Annotated in this window: 18 protein-coding genes; all 18 read right to left on the reverse strand. The window is 29.2% G+C overall.

Going from position 1 to position 16,538, the window contains the following annotated elements:
• Nucleotides 1-67 precede the first annotated feature (67 nt).
• Nucleotides 68-2,833 (reverse strand): RecB-like helicase, encoded by a 2,766-nt coding sequence (locus tag AJ886_RS04060; protein ID WP_070287167.1) that lies wholly within the window; start codon nucleotides 2,831-2,833, stop codon nucleotides 68-70.
• The gene (locus AJ886_RS04065; protein ID WP_070252600.1) at nucleotides 2,830-5,196 is read right to left on the reverse strand and encodes a PD-(D/E)XK nuclease family protein; all 2,367 of its coding nucleotides are present in this window, start codon (nucleotides 5,194-5,196) and stop codon (nucleotides 2,830-2,832) included. Before AJ886_RS04065 ends, AJ886_RS04060 begins: the two co-directional genes overlap by 4 nt.
• Nucleotides 5,193-5,714, reverse strand: a complete 522-nt coding sequence (locus AJ886_RS04070) for a FixH family protein (protein ID WP_070286093.1) — start codon at nucleotides 5,712-5,714, stop codon at nucleotides 5,193-5,195. Before AJ886_RS04070 ends, AJ886_RS04065 begins: the two co-directional genes overlap by 4 nt.
• Nucleotides 5,701-6,303 carry a hypothetical protein gene (locus tag AJ886_RS04075; protein ID WP_002870878.1) on the reverse strand — a complete coding sequence of 201 codons (603 nt, stop codon included), beginning with the start codon at nucleotides 6,301-6,303 and terminating at the stop codon, nucleotides 5,701-5,703. Before AJ886_RS04075 ends, AJ886_RS04070 begins: the two co-directional genes overlap by 14 nt.
• Nucleotides 6,300-6,401: a hypothetical protein gene (locus AJ886_RS04080; protein WP_002858872.1), complete on the reverse strand. Its 102-nt coding sequence runs from the start codon at nucleotides 6,399-6,401 to the stop codon at nucleotides 6,300-6,302. Before AJ886_RS04080 ends, AJ886_RS04075 begins: the two co-directional genes overlap by 4 nt.
• Nucleotides 6,398-6,619 (reverse strand): DUF4006 family protein, encoded by a 222-nt coding sequence (locus AJ886_RS04085; protein WP_083267240.1) that lies wholly within the window; start codon nucleotides 6,617-6,619, stop codon nucleotides 6,398-6,400. The genes AJ886_RS04080 and AJ886_RS04085 overlap by 4 nt, the downstream gene beginning before the upstream one ends.
• A complete protein-coding gene (locus tag AJ886_RS04090) occupies nucleotides 6,616-7,479 on the reverse strand; it encodes a cbb3-type cytochrome c oxidase N-terminal domain-containing protein (RefSeq protein ID WP_002870877.1) in 864 nt (287 codons plus the stop codon). Before AJ886_RS04090 ends, AJ886_RS04085 begins: the two co-directional genes overlap by 4 nt.
• On the reverse strand, nucleotides 7,479-7,742 hold the full coding sequence (locus AJ886_RS04095; RefSeq protein ID WP_002851307.1) for a cytochrome c oxidase, cbb3-type, CcoQ subunit: 264 nt from the start codon (nucleotides 7,740-7,742) through the stop codon (nucleotides 7,479-7,481). The genes AJ886_RS04090 and AJ886_RS04095 overlap by 1 nt, the downstream gene beginning before the upstream one ends.
• A gap of 4 nt (nucleotides 7,743-7,746) precedes the next feature.
• Nucleotides 7,747-8,412, reverse strand: a complete 666-nt coding sequence (ccoO, locus tag AJ886_RS04100; protein ID WP_002855439.1) for a cytochrome-c oxidase, cbb3-type subunit II — start codon at nucleotides 8,410-8,412, stop codon at nucleotides 7,747-7,749.
• A gap of 12 nt (nucleotides 8,413-8,424) precedes the next feature.
• Nucleotides 8,425-9,891 (reverse strand): cytochrome-c oxidase, cbb3-type subunit I, encoded by a 1,467-nt coding sequence (gene ccoN / locus AJ886_RS04105; RefSeq protein WP_052858371.1) that lies wholly within the window; start codon nucleotides 9,889-9,891, stop codon nucleotides 8,425-8,427.
• 125 nt (nucleotides 9,892-10,016) lie between these two features.
• Complete coding sequence (bumR, locus tag AJ886_RS04110) at nucleotides 10,017-10,697, reverse strand: butyrate response regulator transcription factor BumR (RefSeq protein ID WP_002862143.1); 681 nt, start codon at nucleotides 10,695-10,697, stop codon at nucleotides 10,017-10,019.
• Nucleotides 10,698-10,699: 2 nt separating this feature from the next.
• Complete coding sequence (gene bumS / locus AJ886_RS04115; protein ID WP_070284018.1) at nucleotides 10,700-11,911, reverse strand: butyrate sensor histidiine kinase-like phosphatase BumS; 1,212 nt, start codon at nucleotides 11,909-11,911, stop codon at nucleotides 10,700-10,702.
• Nucleotides 11,908-12,567 carry a sulfite exporter TauE/SafE family protein gene (locus AJ886_RS04120; protein WP_002870873.1) on the reverse strand — a complete coding sequence of 220 codons (660 nt, stop codon included), beginning with the start codon at nucleotides 12,565-12,567 and terminating at the stop codon, nucleotides 11,908-11,910. Before AJ886_RS04120 ends, bumS begins: the two co-directional genes overlap by 4 nt.
• The gene (carA, locus tag AJ886_RS04125; protein WP_002851156.1) at nucleotides 12,564-13,682 is read right to left on the reverse strand and encodes a glutamine-hydrolyzing carbamoyl-phosphate synthase small subunit; all 1,119 of its coding nucleotides are present in this window, start codon (nucleotides 13,680-13,682) and stop codon (nucleotides 12,564-12,566) included. The genes AJ886_RS04120 and carA overlap by 4 nt, the downstream gene beginning before the upstream one ends.
• Nucleotides 13,682-14,233, reverse strand: a complete 552-nt coding sequence (locus AJ886_RS04130; RefSeq protein WP_002851269.1) for a DUF507 family protein — start codon at nucleotides 14,231-14,233, stop codon at nucleotides 13,682-13,684. The genes carA and AJ886_RS04130 overlap by 1 nt, the downstream gene beginning before the upstream one ends.
• A gap of 92 nt (nucleotides 14,234-14,325) precedes the next feature.
• Complete coding sequence (locus tag AJ886_RS04135; protein ID WP_070286419.1) at nucleotides 14,326-14,844, reverse strand: MotE family protein; 519 nt, start codon at nucleotides 14,842-14,844, stop codon at nucleotides 14,326-14,328.
• Nucleotides 14,837-15,265: a flagellar export protein FliJ gene (locus tag AJ886_RS04140; protein WP_070287170.1), complete on the reverse strand. Its 429-nt coding sequence runs from the start codon at nucleotides 15,263-15,265 to the stop codon at nucleotides 14,837-14,839. The genes AJ886_RS04135 and AJ886_RS04140 overlap by 8 nt, the downstream gene beginning before the upstream one ends.
• Nucleotides 15,262-16,512, reverse strand: a complete 1,251-nt coding sequence (locus AJ886_RS04145; protein ID WP_002862151.1) for an adenylosuccinate synthase — start codon at nucleotides 16,510-16,512, stop codon at nucleotides 15,262-15,264. The genes AJ886_RS04140 and AJ886_RS04145 overlap by 4 nt, the downstream gene beginning before the upstream one ends.
• Nucleotides 16,513-16,538: the final 26 nt, after the last annotated feature.

Genomic DNA, 16,538 nt, shown 5'->3' on the forward strand with positions numbered 1-16,538 from the left:
AAAAATTTAAAATGTGATTGTATAAAAAATAATATTAATTTTTACTTAATTTAAGTAAAAATAAAGTTTATATTTCCAAAATTTGAATTTCATTTTCCAAACAATAAACTATAAAAGCACGCACTTTATCTTTTTTTAAAATTTCACTAATGGCAATCTTATAAGTTCTTACTTGCTCTTTATGTTTATCTTGCATAGCAAGACCTGTTTTATAATCAATTATGAAAGCTTCTTCATCTTTTAGAGTAAGCAAGTCTAATTGTTTAATTTCTCCATTAAAACTCAAAGCTTGCTCTTTTAAAAGCTTTCCATCGCTAATTAAATTTTGAAATTGAGTATTTTTCAGCAAAATTTCAATTCTTTTAAAAAGCTTTTCAAAATCACTCTCATCTAAAAAATGCCTAAATTTGCTCTTGCATCTTTGAGTAAGTATTTGAAAATTTTCACCCTTAGGGAGTTTTAAATTTTGCATAAAAAAGTGAAAAGCATTTCCAAAATATAACTCTTTACTATCAAGCTTTTCTTCACTTTGAACTTCTTGTGGGCTAATTTTTTCAAATTTTTGTAAAGCTTGAATACTTTCTTTTTTAATACTTAAAATTTGCTCTTTGCTTTCTAAAAAACCTCTCTCTTGAGAATGTATATTTAAAAATCCCCCCTTAAAATAACTTGGATAATTTCCATTTACACTTTCTTCGTTTCTTTTTATGATAATCAAACTTTCCTTAGCTCTTGTAAAAGCCACATAAAGTTTATTGATATCATCTTCATAATTTGCTCTTGTAATATTTTCTTTAAAAAGGGTATAAATAGGCTCTTTAGTAAGCTCTCGAATTTTATCCTTAATATGGAGTTGCCAACCTTGATTGATATCATATTCAAGCATGATATCTTCATTGTTTGAATTGTTTTTAGATAAACTATCTAGCAAAATCACATGATCAAATTCCAAGCCCTTAGATTTATGCACACTCATAATACCAATTCCCATATTTTGCTCGCTTACTATTTTCAAAGTACAAGGCTCAAATAAAAGCTTTAAAAAATTTTCCTTAGTTTTAGCATATTCGATAAATTGCATTAAAGCTATATCATTTAAATCAAGTTTTAATTCTTTTATTAAAAAAAGTACATTTTCCATAGCATTTTTTGAAAAATCAAGGGTGATTTTTCTCGGCTCAAAACCTAAAAGTTCTTTTAAAAATACCAAGTAAAACTCATCACCAAAAATACAATATTTAGCATATTCTAAAACAAGTCTTACGCTTGCTTTATTTTCAAGTAAAACATTGCTTTGAGTAAATGCAGGAATATTTTGCTCTCTTAAAAAATCCAAAACCATATCTGCATCGCTATTTTTCCAACACAAAATACAAATATCATCATAAGAAATATTTTTAGATCTTAAAAAATTAACTTGCTCAAATAAAGTTTCTAAAGTCTTTTCCTTGATTTCTTGAGCTTGGTTTTTAACCTTTTGTTCTTTAGATTCCACAATACGCACAAAACCGCCTTTTTTGCTTTCTAAGGCAAATTGCTCTTTATAATCTTTGATTTTTTCTTTAAAAGTTTCATTAACAAAATCAACCAAAAGCTCTTTAGAACGATAGTTAGTATTTAAACTGTCACTTTTAATTTGATCAAATTCTTGTTTTAACAAATCAAATAATTCTTTTTTTCCTTTACGAAAGCGATAAATACTTTGTTTTTTATCTCCTACATAAAAAAAAGTGCGATTTTTCTTAACTCCTTCCCCTGAAACAAGCTCAGCAATCAAAGGGCGTAAAATTTGATATTGGATCACGCTTGTATCTTGAAATTCATCAATAAGCAAATGCGAAATAAAACCATCTAAGCGAAAATAAATCATATCCTTAAATTCACTGGTTATTAACTCATAAACTTTTTTACTCACATCTTGGAAATTTAAAGTATTTTTATCTTTATGAAATATATTTTTAGCTTCACTATAATGATTTAAAAGATTCATTAAATTAGCAATTTTATAATTTTCAAGCTCTATAGCATAAGTATTTAAAGCATTTATAAGCTCCATTCTTTTTGCGCTAAAATGCAAGTTAGTGCTTTCTAAATCTTGCAAATATTTTGTACTTTCAAATTTTGTCATAAAGCTTGATTGCATAAATACAGACAAATCTAAAACTTCACTTTTAAAATTGTCACACAAATTTTTATAATTTTTTACATGAGTAAGACCCAAACAATAACTTCTTAACTCACTATAAGCTTTATTGATATAAGCTTTAGATGGATTTGGAATTTTAGGAAGATTTTGAAAATAAGCATTCTCATAAAATTTTTCAAGCTCGTTAAAAAAATTTTCTTTCTCATCAACTAAATTAATATAATAAGCCAAATCTTTTAATTCATCTTTTTTAAGAAGTTTTAAAAAAATCTCTCTTACATCAAGCTTCTCTTCACTCATTGTAAAATCACTACTTAAGCCCAAATTTAAAGCAAAAACACGCAAAATTTTTCCGAAAAAAGCATCAAAAGTACTGATTTTTAACTCTGTTCTTAAAAATTCTTCTTTTTTAGCATCTCTTAAAGAAATAAGCTCTTCTTTATCTTTACCTAAAAGCTTGCAAAGCTCATTGCATTCACTGGTTTTATTTTCTTTTTCTAAATTTAAAAAAGTCTCAATAATTCTTTTTTGCATTTCATTAGCAGCTTTTTTAGTAAAAGTTAAAGCTAAAATTTCATTAATCCTAGCTCCTTTTAAAATAAGTGCTACAAAACGCACGCTCAAGGCAAAGGTTTTTCCACTTCCTGCACTCGCTTCTAATGCCAAAAAAGGCTCAAATTGACTCATTTTAATTCCTTTTTATAAATGAGTTTATAAGGACAATACTCATCTTGTTCATTTTCAAACTCTATTTCTTCCTTGCTCATAAGAACTAAATCTTTAAGTCTTTCTCTTAGCTCATCTAAACTTTTGGCTTTTTGATGTAATATTTGCATACTATTTAAATCATAAAAACCCACGCTTGCATTTTCATCATATAAAGCCTGGTAAAAAGCAAGTTGATAAGAATTACTTGGCACTTTTCCACTTTTATAATCAATAATCAAATTACCTTCTTTTGAACTATCGATACGATCTATAGTGCCCTTAAGTTTTATACTATCTGCTCCAAGCTTTAAAATATTATTTAACTCAAGCTCTGTATGTGCGACATAAAAGCCTTTTGAAAAATGCTCTTTTTCATTTTTAGCAAATTGTATAAATTTTAATTTAAACACTTCAAGATCAAGTTCGCTGATATTGTATTTTTGATATTCTTTATCCAATAAATTTGTAAAAACTTTTATATCAAAATCATTATTTGCATAATTTTTATAATAAATTTCAAGCATTTTATGGATGAAATTTCCTTGATTTTTCGCTTTACTTTCCTCGCTTAAAACCCTAGGTTCTGCTAAATTTAAAATATAGCGATAATAATAAGTTCTTTTTTGATTTTCCAATAAATTAAAACGACTAAAAGAAAGCGGGAACTCGAAAGGATTATGCTTTAAAATAGGAGCTTTTATAGGAGTTAGATTAGGTTTTATGCCCTCATAGTCTAATTTTAAAGCATTAAGATAAGCTTTTTGGTGAATATGGGTTTCATAAAAAAAGTCAAAATCAAGTTCATCTAAAAAACGTGATTTGCTTTTTTCTTCATTTTCCACAAAGCAAATACTTACTTCTAAAGCATTCTTCATCAAGCTTTCATAATAAAATCTTTGTAAATTTTCTCTTCTATCATAGCTAATCAATCCTGCTTTTTTACGCACTTCATTGTTTAAAAAAAGTTCATTAACACTTCTTTTAGGAATAAATTCTTCATTAAAATCAACCAAAATCACCCCATCAAAACAAAGCCCCCGACTTTCTAAAAGTCCCATTACCGTAACCTTACCTCCACCTACATCACTAAGGGAAAGTTGTGAAATTTGCATGAAAAAAAGATGGATCAACTCTTTAAGAGTTAAAGACTGATTTTTCAATAAATCTTTAATAAAATAAAGTTCTTTTCGTATCAAATAAATAAGCTCTTGCTTTTCATTTTCTAAAAATAAAGCAAGTAATTTTTCAAAATATTCAAAATCACATTTCTCATCAAAATACTTTTTAAACTCTATAAAATCAAGCTTTAAAGAATGTAAAAGCGTATTGTGATAATCAAAAATCATCTGCGTGTCTTCAAAATAATCCTCTTGATTTTTATAAACAAAAGAAGCACTACTAGCACTTTCATAAAGTGCTTGAAATTTTTGATAAAATAAACTTTCTTTAATACTAATCCCACTTGCAAAATTAAGCATATTGTCTTTATCAAAAAGTCTTAAAAACTCACAAAAACTTTCATCTGGAGTTATAACTACAATATTTTCAGACTTTAAACCTTTGCGTACAAAATGTGAAATTTCATCCATAACAAAAGCGCATTGTAAAGCCCTTAATTCAAAAGATTTGAGTTTAATTTTTGAATTTTTTGTTTTAAAAATTTCTTCTTTTAAAATCTCTTGTTTTGAAAGATTGATTTCATAATGAGTGTTTATTTTTAAATCAAATGTTTTTAAAAAATCAAGTTTTAAAAGATATTCGAGATTAAATTTACTCGTTTTAAAACTTAAAACCACTTCTTTAATCTGAGAAATTTCACTTAATAAATTTTCTTCAAATTTACTCAAAAAACCTTGCAAATCATAAACTATAGCTTCATACTCATCTAAAAAATCTTTATTAAGAGTGTAATTTTTAGGCAAAGAAAGATCATCATAAAAAGATTTCTTTTCAAGCAAAGCAAGATAATTCTTATATACCTCATCTAAAATTTCCAAATGTTCATTATAGGTGGCATAATAATCATTATTTTTAAGATCTTCTATGCTTTTTTTTTCTAAACTAAGTTCTTTGAAAAAGGAAAAAAGATATTCGTTGTTTTTCAAAAAAGCAAAAAATTCTACAGAAATTCCTAGTTTTTTTTCTAAATCCTTACTTTTTAGACAAGCTTCTTGCATTAAAAGCAAGCTTTCATAAGAACTTGCCTTATGAAAATTACTCAAACAAACTTTATCTAAAAATTCACCTATATGAATAGCACTATCTAATAAAGCATTTTGCTGTTTTTTTTGGTTATAATACTCTCTAATTTGTCTTGAAGAACTAAAAATTCTTAATTTCATTGAGCATTTAATTCGTAGCTAAAAAAACCCACTGTTTCTTGATTTGCATAAAACTTTAGCTTAAGCTCCCATCTACCTTTATCTAATTTAGGCAAAGCGATACTTAAAATTCCATTTTTAACTTGTCCTTCTAACTTTTGATCAAAATTTTTAGTGAATGGTCTTGTAAGAAGAACTTGAACTTTTAAATCATCAGAATTTATATTTTGTAATGCAGAAATTTTAAAATTTGCAACATAGAAATTTTGATCCACTTCATAACTAGGAATTTTTCTTTTACCTATAAAAGTGATTTTATCATTTTGAAAATTTACTTTAAAAAATTTATCAAAATTTACTTGTTGTTTTTGTATTTGATTGTAATTATTTTCAACATTTTGATAAGAGTCAAAATAAAAATCATCCTCATATACAGGATGGTGACTTGCTATAAAAATCGTTACAATACAAGCAATAATTATAGCCAAAAGTGAAAGCAAAATACCATAAGGCCAAAAACTTCTTTTAGTTTCTAACATTTTTTTTCCTCTTTATTCTTCTTTGTGCATAGTATAACAATGCAAAGCAAATAAATCCATAGATAAGTATTCTTAAGATATTGATAGTATCACGATTTGCATTACCTATAGAATGTTCTAATTGTAATCCCAAGGATTTTGCCACACGATCTACAATATCTGCATAACCATTAAGTATAGCAGCATTATAAATATCACCTTTATTTGTAGCTAATATCGGCAAAATAGATCCTGTTCCAGGATAAGGACTAAGCACGGATTCTTTATCAATCAAAGCTAAAGCACCTTTTGAGCCCACTATATCAACTTTGTGAGAATTTTTTGACAAAAGAAGCAATATATAAGATTGAGGAAGTTCTTTTTGTTTATTTAATAAAGTTTCAATTTCAGTTTCATCACCAACCATAACGCCGATAAAAATATTACTTTTTTGGTAAAGCTCTTTTCCTATAAGATTAATCTCATTACTTACTTTTTGACTTAAAATATTTTCATTAAAAAGTACAGCATCAAGAGCAAAAACCCTAGAAGGCAATAAAACAAAGAAGAAGATGGCTAAAAAAAAGCCATCTTGTAATATTTTTTTCATCCTATATGAAGATGATTTACAGTTAAAACCGACCAAGCGGTGATTGCAGCAGCAACAACTAAACCAATAACAATTAAATATTCCAAAGCCTTACTCATTGTGCTTCCTTTATACTTCTATAATCTTGTTCTTTTGAACCAAACATCTTTACACTTTGTGCATCTTTAAGACTATATGGCTTTTGCATCACTTCTTGCTGAGCTTTAAGACCCCAAATAGTTAAAACTACTAAGATAGCAAGTAATAAAACCGTAGCAATTAACATACCTGTAACACCTGAAAGAGAAAACACGCATCTATTATTATTTTCCATCATTCACCCCTTGAAAGAGAAATTACATACTCGCCAACAGCTTCTTTTTGAATATCATTAAGTGTTGGAAAACTCGGCATTGTTCCTATAAAACCAGCCTTACCACTATGTAAAACATCTACTACAAAAGCTGCAGAACCGTATTTTGTAAGATCTGGGAACATTCCATCTTGACCTTTTCCATCTTCTCCATGGCATGCTGCACAAGTTGCATAAGCTTCTTTACCTTTTGCTACTAAATTTTCATTTGCAGTTTTCTTAATAGCTGAAAGATCTTTTGCTACATAAGCAGCAATAGCAGGAATATCTTCTTCTGCCACACCTAAATCAGCAGCACCAAGCATTTCTCCACCTGGAAAATTCATACCTTTTGAACCATGTTTAATTACATTGATTATACCTTCTTCGCTACCCCAAATATTTAAATTTTGAGCTTTACCATTGATACCATCGCCTGTAATTCCATGACAAGCTGAACACTGAACTAAAAAGATATTTTGACCCATTGCTATTTTATCTTCAGGAGATAAATTTTTAAATTTTTCTTCGAATTTTGTATTATGAGTTGCTACTTCTTCATTGTATTGACCTATACTTGAAAAAGAATTTAAAGGATATCCCCATAGAAAATACCAAATAGCCCAAACAATAGTCAGGAAAAATACCACAGCCCAACCAGTAGGAACAGCATTTTTATACTCTCCTATTCCATCCCAACTATGTTCACTAAGCTCTGACTCGCCCTTTTTTTCTTTCATTTGCTTAAACATTCTACTCACAATAACTAGTGTGATTAAAATGATAAGAATAGCTCCAATTAAAGATAAGAGATTAACATTATCTTCTAAATTTAACCATTGCATTAAGCACTCCTTTTACTTTCTAATACACTATCATCAATATCATCTTTTAAGGCAAGGTTTGCATAATTTTCATAATTTCTCTCACCTTTTTTTTCTGTTCTATATAAATGATACCAATACGCATATAATACTATTGACAAAAACATCACGAGTGCAAAAAAACCATAACCTTGAAAAATCTCCCACTCATGTTTTTGAACTGTTGCTAAATCAAATGTGATTAAATTTTTAATCACATCAAAAACTATTGATAAATGTTCCATCATCTTACTTTAAGCTATTTAAATAAGCGATCAAAGCAACTATTTCTTTGATTTCACCTTTAGCAAAAGCATCTTTTACTTCTTGATTTTTCATTTGATCAACTATAGCCTGAGCTTCAGCTTTTACTTCAGCTTGCGCATCCTCCCAAGAACCAAGTTTTGTTCCATTTTCTGTATCATAAGGAACATTGAAAACTTTTTTCACGGTTAAAGCCTCAGCATAAGCAGTTTCAATATCTGCATTATTTTTAAACATATGCTTATATGAAGGCATAATAGAATCTGGAACAACAGAAGTAGGATCCCACATATGATTTTCATGCCAATCAGCTGTTCTATAATTTCCTACACGAGCAAGATCAGGTCCTGTTCTTTTTGAACCCCAAAGAAAAGGTCTATCATAAGCAAATTCACCACTTACAGAATACATACCATAACGATCTGTTTCTGATTTAAATGGACGAATAAGCTGTGAATGACAAGCATTACAACTATCTTTAATATATACTGCACGCCCTGCAAGTTGTAAAACCGTATAAGGTTTTTTACCTTCAATTGGTCTTGCATTTTCTGCAAAATTTGGTAAAACTTCAACTATGCCTGCATAAGCAATCACTACAAAAACAGCTACAGCAAAAAAGAATGGATTTTTTTCTAACCAACTAAACATATTTTCTCCTTTTTATGCTGCCATAGGCGAAGCGCTTTTTGGTTCTTTATCAAGCACTCTTCCACAAGCAATTGTTTTGTAAATATTATAAGTAAACATAAAGAAACCGATAAGATACAACAATCCACCAATCGCTCTAATCCAATAATAAGGAACAATAGCCACAACAGTATCAATAAAGCTATAAAGCAAGTTACCATACTCATCTGTCGCTCTCCACATCATACCTTGAGTAATACCCGCAATCCACATTGAAGCAAAATAAAGAACTATACCTGTGGTTTGGATCCAAAATTGAGCTTCCATTAAAGATTTGCTATAAAGCTCTCTTTTGAAAACTCTAGGAGTCATATGATAAAGAGCAGCCATAGTCATAAATCCTACCCAACCTAATGTTCCATCATGAACATGTCCTGGAATCCAATCTGTAAAGTGTGCTAAAGCATTAACAGACTTAATTGAAAGAATTGGCCCTTCAAGTGTTGAGAACATATAGAAAGTTGATGCCAAAATCATAAATTTAATCAATGGACTCTCGCGAAGCTGGCTCCACTCACCTTTCATAGTAAGCAAGATATTAATCGCTGAACCCCAAGAAGGTAAAATCAATACTATAGAGAAAACCGAACCCATAGTTTGCATCCAATCAGGTACAGTTGAATAAATCAAATGGTGACCACCTGCCCAAAGATAAACAAACATTAAGCCCCAAAATGCAAATAAAGAGAGTTTATAAGAGAAAATCGGCTGACCACTTTCTTTTGGCAAGAAGTAATAAATTTGAGCAATAATACCCACAGTAAATACAAATGCCACAGCATTATGTCCATACCACCATTGTACTAAAGCATCATTTGTTCCTGCATACATTGATACACTATGCCACCATTTACCCATTCCAGTAACAAAATAAGTTGGTACTTCCATGTTGTTAAAAAGATAAAGCATAGCTATACCTAAAAATGTAGCTATATAATACCATAAAGAAATATAAAGAGTTTTTTCACGGCGAATTCCAATAAGTCCAAAAATACTTACACCCCATAAAACCCAAACAAGAACAACAAGAATATCTAAAGGCCACTCAAGCTCTGCATATTCTTTAGATGTAGTCACACCCATAAACAAAGATATAACAGCTAAAACCATAGTAAGCATATAAAGCCAAAAATGAAGCTTGCCAACAATCATTAAAAATCTTGACTCAGCCATACTTACCTTAAGAACACGCTGACCTATATAATACCAAGTTGCCCAAATCCCTGAAAGCATAAAACCAAAAATCACACCTGAAGTATGAAGTGGTCTAAGTCTTGAAAAAGTGGCATATTCTCCTGCTAAATAATTTAAGTTAGGATATGCCATTTGAAAAGCTATAAGAGTTCCTATAGCCATACCAACAATGCCAAACAATACGGTTGTAAACATAAAATATCTTGCAACCGTATAGTCGTAATTTAATACATTACCTGGATGCATCGACTTTCTCCTTAAAATTTTTGATAACAAGAGAATATTATAGAATATTAATTATACATTTTTTCTTAAAAATGATAATTTTGTTAATCATTTGTTATGCTTTATATTTTAAGGCTAAATCAGTCTTATTTATTGATATTTATCTTATAACCTAAACTTGGCACATTTTTTATAAAATCTTCACCTACTTTATCTCTTACTCTTTTAATGAAAGTTCTAACAGCAGTATCACTCACATGTTCACCTATCCAAACATTTTTCTTTATATCTTCATGCAAAACCAAAGCCCCAGGTTGCTTTAAAAGCAAAGAAATAAAAGCCAATTCTTTTTTAGTTAAAACAATTTCTTCACCATTGTAAATCAAAGTTCTTTTAGTTTTGTTAAATTGATATTCTTCAGAAATTTTTACAAGCATATTTGCTTCAATTTTTTCACCTATCAGATAATCTAAAACTTTAAACAACTCTTCTATATCAACAGGTTTAATCAAATATTTATCTATACCAATATCAATAGAACGCAAAAGTCTCTCTTTCTCTGAATACGCACTAAGAACAACAATTGGGACATCATCTGAAATTTCCTTAATCTCTCTTGCCATATCAAGCCCATCCATAATAGGCATAGCAATATCTGTGATAACTAAATCCGGCTTAAATTTTTTAAATTTTTTAAGCCCCTCATCTCCATTTTGAGCTCCGATTACTTTACTAAAGCGTTCGCTTAATACATTAATCAATGATTCTCTAGTCTTAATTTCATCTTCAACTACTAATATTATCAATTCTTTACATTCTTGTGACATTTCTACTCTACCCTCTCTTTTAGTTTTAAAAATACCTCAAAACAAGCCCCATCTTTTCCGTTCTTAACTTTTATTTTTCCTTGGAAACTTTCAATAATTTGTCTACTTATATAAAGTCCTACTCCTATACCCTGACTGGGATGTTTTGTTGTAAAATAAGGTTGAAAAATTTTATCTAAATTTTCTTTATCAATCCCACCAGCATTATCTTTTATTGTAATTTTCAGATAGTTTTTTCCAAATTTTGAAAAATTTATTGTTATGATTTTCCTTTTTTTGTTTTTAAATGCCTCTATTGAATTTAAAATCAAATTAAGAAAAACTCTTATTAAACCATTCTCATACGCCAAAACTTCATAATCACTTTTCGAAACAATATTAATATTTACATGATTTTTTTCTATAGTTTCAAAAGCAATTTCCAAGGCTTTATTTAAAGTCTCTTTTATAAATACATACTGCTCTACTCCTTTGTTAAACAAAGTTCTAAACACATCAATTGTTTCTGACATATTTTTAATCATATCTTTTGATTGTGAATAAATTTCAGCAAATCCTTTTTCATCTTTAAGATTTTGCTTCATTTGAAACATGGCAATACCAAGCTCATTTAACGGTTGTCTCCATTGATGTGCTATATCACTAATCATTTGTTCTAATGAAGATTTCAAAATCTCTTCATATACTATTTTAATATCTTTTTCATTTTTTTCCAAGGCAATTTTCATTTTTTTCTCAAATTTTTTACCTAACTGTATAAATTCTTGTTGGTGATTTTTAACTGTATTTTCAAGATTAATACTTAATTCTCTTAATTTAGCGTGATTTAAAGCAAGCTCTTCATTAAGCTTAAAAGAATTACTGACATCATGAGAAAGTGCTACTATTTCTATTAATTCATTATTTTTATCCAATATGGGGATTAACAAAGTTTCAAGATAGAAGGTTTTGCCTAATTTATCAATATTTTTAAAAATAACCTGATAAGGCTTTTTATATGAAAGATCTTTTAAAAGCTTCTCAACATAACATTCCTCAACATCTGGATGTTTAAATATTGAATGTTTTTTTCCTATAAGCTCTTTTTTGCTATATCCACTTATTTGACAAAGCTTATCACTGACAAAAATTAAATTTCCTTGCACATCAGCTCTTGAAAAAATTGTATTTTTTTCCAGAGCTTTAAAAAACTGATCTTTAAAAAAATCTTTCATTGAAAAGCCTTAAAACCTATATAGGCAAGATTTATACCGTAACAAACAATAATGCCATACGATAAATAATTAAACAAATTTTTCAAAAAATCACTAAAAAATTGTGAAATTTTAGAAAAAAATAACATCGCAGGTAAAGTTGATATTCCAAAAATCATCATTACCAAAATACCTTCAAAAATATTTTGCTTACTTATTGCATTGGCTATAAAAAAATACACCAATCCACAAGGAACAAAACCATTTGAAAATCCTAAAAATATAGCTGATTTTAATCCTTTAAAATTTTTAGATTTTTTAATAATTTTCTTTACAAAACTATCAAAAAAAACATTATTTTCAATAAAAGATAACATATTGCCTCTAAAAATAAGAGCAAAACCCAAAATCATCATAAATATACCAAGAATAAAAAATGACAAACTTTGAACCTTAGCATTGATTGCCAAGATATTCCCAAAAGTCCCAAAAATTATCCCTAAAACAATATAAGCAAAAATTCTAAACAAATGATAAATAAAAGTTAATAAAAATAAATTATTGCTTTTTGAATTTAAATTTATAAAAAGTAAATTAAAACCACCACACATAGAATAGCAGTGTCCAAAACTAGATAAAAAAGCAACGCTGATAATAGCTAAAAAATCTATACTCACATCAAATTCATAAATTCTTTAAAAATGTACTTACTTTCATGAGGACCTGAAGAACTTTCCGGGTGATGTTGCACTGAAATAATAGGATAGTCTTTATATCTTACTCCTTCAACATTATCGCCAAATAAATTTCTATGAGTGATATGAGCCACTTGAGCTAATTCTTCTGGAACATTATAATTATGATTTTGTGCGGTAATTTCTACCGTTTTTGTATCAAGATTGATCACAGGATGATTTGCTCCATGTTGTCCAAATTTCATTTTATAAGTTTCATATCCAAAAGCATTACTTAAAAGCTGGTGACCTAAGCAAATTCCAAGCATAGGAATTTTAGCTTCTGCAAGTTTTTTAATCTCTGCAATCTCTTGTTTTAAAATCCTTGGCTCACCTGGACCATTAGAAAGAAACACGCCTTGAATTTCACCTTTTTTATACAGAGTAATCAACTCATCTGCTTTAACATTATATGGATAAACTTCTACTTCAAAACCTACTTCTACAAGTTCATTTAGGATATTTGTTTTAACACCATAGTCTATAACAGCAACTTTTTTCTCACTTCTTTTAGCATCATTAAATTTTTGAAAACTAGCGTTCCAAACACCTTGTTTATGAGAATAATTTTTCTTAGTGCTAACTTCTTTTACAAAATTTACTTCATCAATTTTTGCTGATTTTTCTAAGGCGATTTTTAAATCTTCTTTATTTGAAATTTCAGTTGAAATTACAGCTCTTAAATTGCCATTATTTCTTATCATTTTTACTAGATATCTCGTATCAAGTTCATAAATTCCTATTTTTCCATGTTTTTCAAGATAATCTTGCAGACTTTCTTTAGCGCGAAAATTTGAAAAACTAGAACTTAATTCACGCATTAAAACACCGCTTGCAAAAATTTCCTTACTTTCATTATCATTTTCATTGGTTCCCACTATACCAATTTCTGGCATGGAAAATACGATAAATTGCCCTGCATAAGAAGGATCTGAAATAATTTCTTGATATCCTGTTAAAGAAGTGTTAAATACAAGCTCTCCAAAAAAAGTACCGCTCTTTCCAAAAGCCTTAGCACTTAAAAAAATATCATTTTCTAAATAAATATAAGCCTTCATTAAAACATACCTTTTTTTCTAAGCTCTTCTTGATAGAGTTTTTCAAAGATAAGATCGTATTCTTCACTACCTGGAATAGGTTTTGTTTTATAATTGCTAATTTTCTCATAAACCTCATCTTCAAGTTTTTCATAAATTTTAAGATAAGACTCTATGCTTGAAAAGATTAAATTTTTAACTCTATTTTCGCTCACTATAAAATTAATATAATCATTCTCTACAAGTTCTTCTAAAATTTGATGCGCTAGATGATTATGTCTATCTTCAGAATCTAAAATCACATTAAATTCGGGAGCTAACTTTTTCTTCACAAGCCAAAACATATTTTTACGATCTACTTGCATAAGTTCCATTTCATCTTCTTGTTGCTCTAAAAGTTCTTTTACTCTTTCATCTAATTTTCTTTCATTTAGAATATCTTTCTCTAAAACTTCTATTATACATACCTTAAGCTTTTCTAATTGATCTTTAATTTCTACAAAAGAAGAATTAGCTATATCTAACATCATTTTATTTGCGATATAAGGAATATGTGGTAATTTTATACGCATCTTGAAAACCTTTTATTTAATAATGTTTGAAATAATAGCTTATTTTTGGTAAAAGAATGTTAAAAATGAAAAATTTTCATTCTTTTAATCACCTAATTACTAGCATTATTATCTAAATTTTTCAAAAGCAAAGTAAGCTCGCTAGCTTTTTTTGGATCCATTTTAGATAAAACACCTGAAATTTTACGTGATTCCAAAGAAAGCATTATTTTGCTTGCATCCTCTGCATCCATTTGACTTAAAACATCTGCAATGGCTGCATCTTTCATTTGGGAATAAATTTCTTTAACCCTACCTTGAGTTTTATCATTGATTGAATTTAAAATCTTTTGTTGCTCTTCTACAAGCCTTGCGTTTTCAAGCTTTAATTCTTCAATTTTTGCCAAAGTTGCATTAACCTCAGCCTCTTTTTTTTCTAAATTTTCAAGCCTTTCTTTTTGCAAAGCTTCAAAAGAGGCTTTATAAGCTTCTAAAGATTGTCTTGCTTCATCAAATTCTCTAGTTTGCAATTCAATTTGAGCTTTTCTAGCTTCAAAATACTGCTCACAATCTTGTTCAGCTCCAAAAACTACACTTGAAATAAAAACTAACAATATAATTTTTTTAATCATCTTTTTCCCCTTTGAAAAAACGACTGATTGCAATTTCATCTAAAAATTTTTCTTCAGCCTTCGCAAGTTCTTTTTGTTTTTGTTTAATTTCTTCAGTTTCCAAAGCCTTCATTTTTTCATAATCTAAATGCGCTTTTTGATATAAAAACTGATAATGGTTCATTTCTTTTTTAGAAAGTTCTACTTTCTCCTTAGCTCTTGCCAAAGCCTCGCGTCCTACTTGCGCCATACTTAAATTTGATCTTAACTCTGCTATAGATCCTGATTTTGGCAATACGCCTAAACTTTCACACTCTTGGCGTGAAAGTTCATAAGCTTTTTCATGTTCAAGCTGTCTTTGTTTGGCTTGATTAAGATTTGATTCTGCTTTATCAAGTTGTTGTTTTCTTACTTTTATAACAGAATTATATTTACTTTTCATAAGATGATAGTATCATCTCTTTCAGGGCTAGTGGAAATATACTTTACTTTAACCCCTGCAAGCTCTTCAAGTCTTGCTATATATTTTTTAGCATTTTCTGGCAATAAATCATAATCTTTTATACCAAAAACTTTATCCCAACCATCCATTTCTTCATAAATAGGTTGAACATTTTCTAAATCACTTGGTATGTAGTCGATTTCCATACCCTTATATTCATAAGCACGACAAATTTTTATCTTTTCAAAACCATCTAAAACATCAAGCTTCATCAAAGATAAAGCATCAAGACCATTAAGCCTTGCTGTATATCTTACAGCAACCGCATCAAACCATCCACAGCGTCTTTTACGTCCTGTGCTTACGCCAATTTCTTTTCCAATTTGTGCAATTTTTTCTCCATCTTCGCCCTTATCCTCAGTAGGAAAAGCTCCATTTCCCACACGCGTTGCATAAGCTTTTACAATACCTATAATATTTCCCGCTTCTTTAGGATTTAACCCAAGTCCTGTTAAAGCGCCTGCTGAAATAGTACTTGAACTTGTAACATAAGGATAAGTTCCATGATCAATATCAAGCATAGAGCCCTGAGCTCCTTCTAAAAGTACTCTTTTATCTTCATCTAAAGCCTTCCAAAGCATTCTTGTAGTATCTGTAATATAAGGAGTTAAAATTTCATTAAAGCGTTTTAAATCAGCAAGCAATTCTTCAGCACTTGGAATTTCAATTTCAAGCATTTCAAAAAAAGTTTTATTAGCTTCAAAATCTTTCATCAAAGCCTCACAAAGTCTTTGTGGTTCTAAAAGCTCTCCAACTCTATGTCCTGTACGATTAATCTTATCTGCATAAGAAGGTCCTATACCCTTACCTGTTGTTCCTATGGCATTTTTGCCTTTGAGTTTTTCTTTTGCAATGTCTATTAAAGAATGATGTTTTAAATTTAAATGAGCTCTATCGCTGATATATAATCTACCTTTTAAATTTTCAAATTGAGCCATTTCAGCAATCAATACTTCAGGAGAAACCACAACTCCATTTCCGATAATATTAATACATCTTGGATGCAAAACTCCACTTGGCATAAGATGAAGCGCATATCTTACACCATTTACCCAAATCGTATGTCCTGCATTGTGTCCACCTGCACTTCTGCAAACAAAATCATAATTTTCACATAATTTATCAACTACCTTACCTTTTCCTTCATCGCCCCATTGAATGCCGACAATAATATCTGCTTTGCTCATAAAAATTTCCTTGATTTTACTTTAAT

It is taken from the genome of Campylobacter sp. BCW_6465, from assembly GCF_001762815.1.
GTDB lineage: Bacteria > Campylobacterota > Campylobacteria > Campylobacterales > Campylobacteraceae > Campylobacter_D > Campylobacter_D jejuni.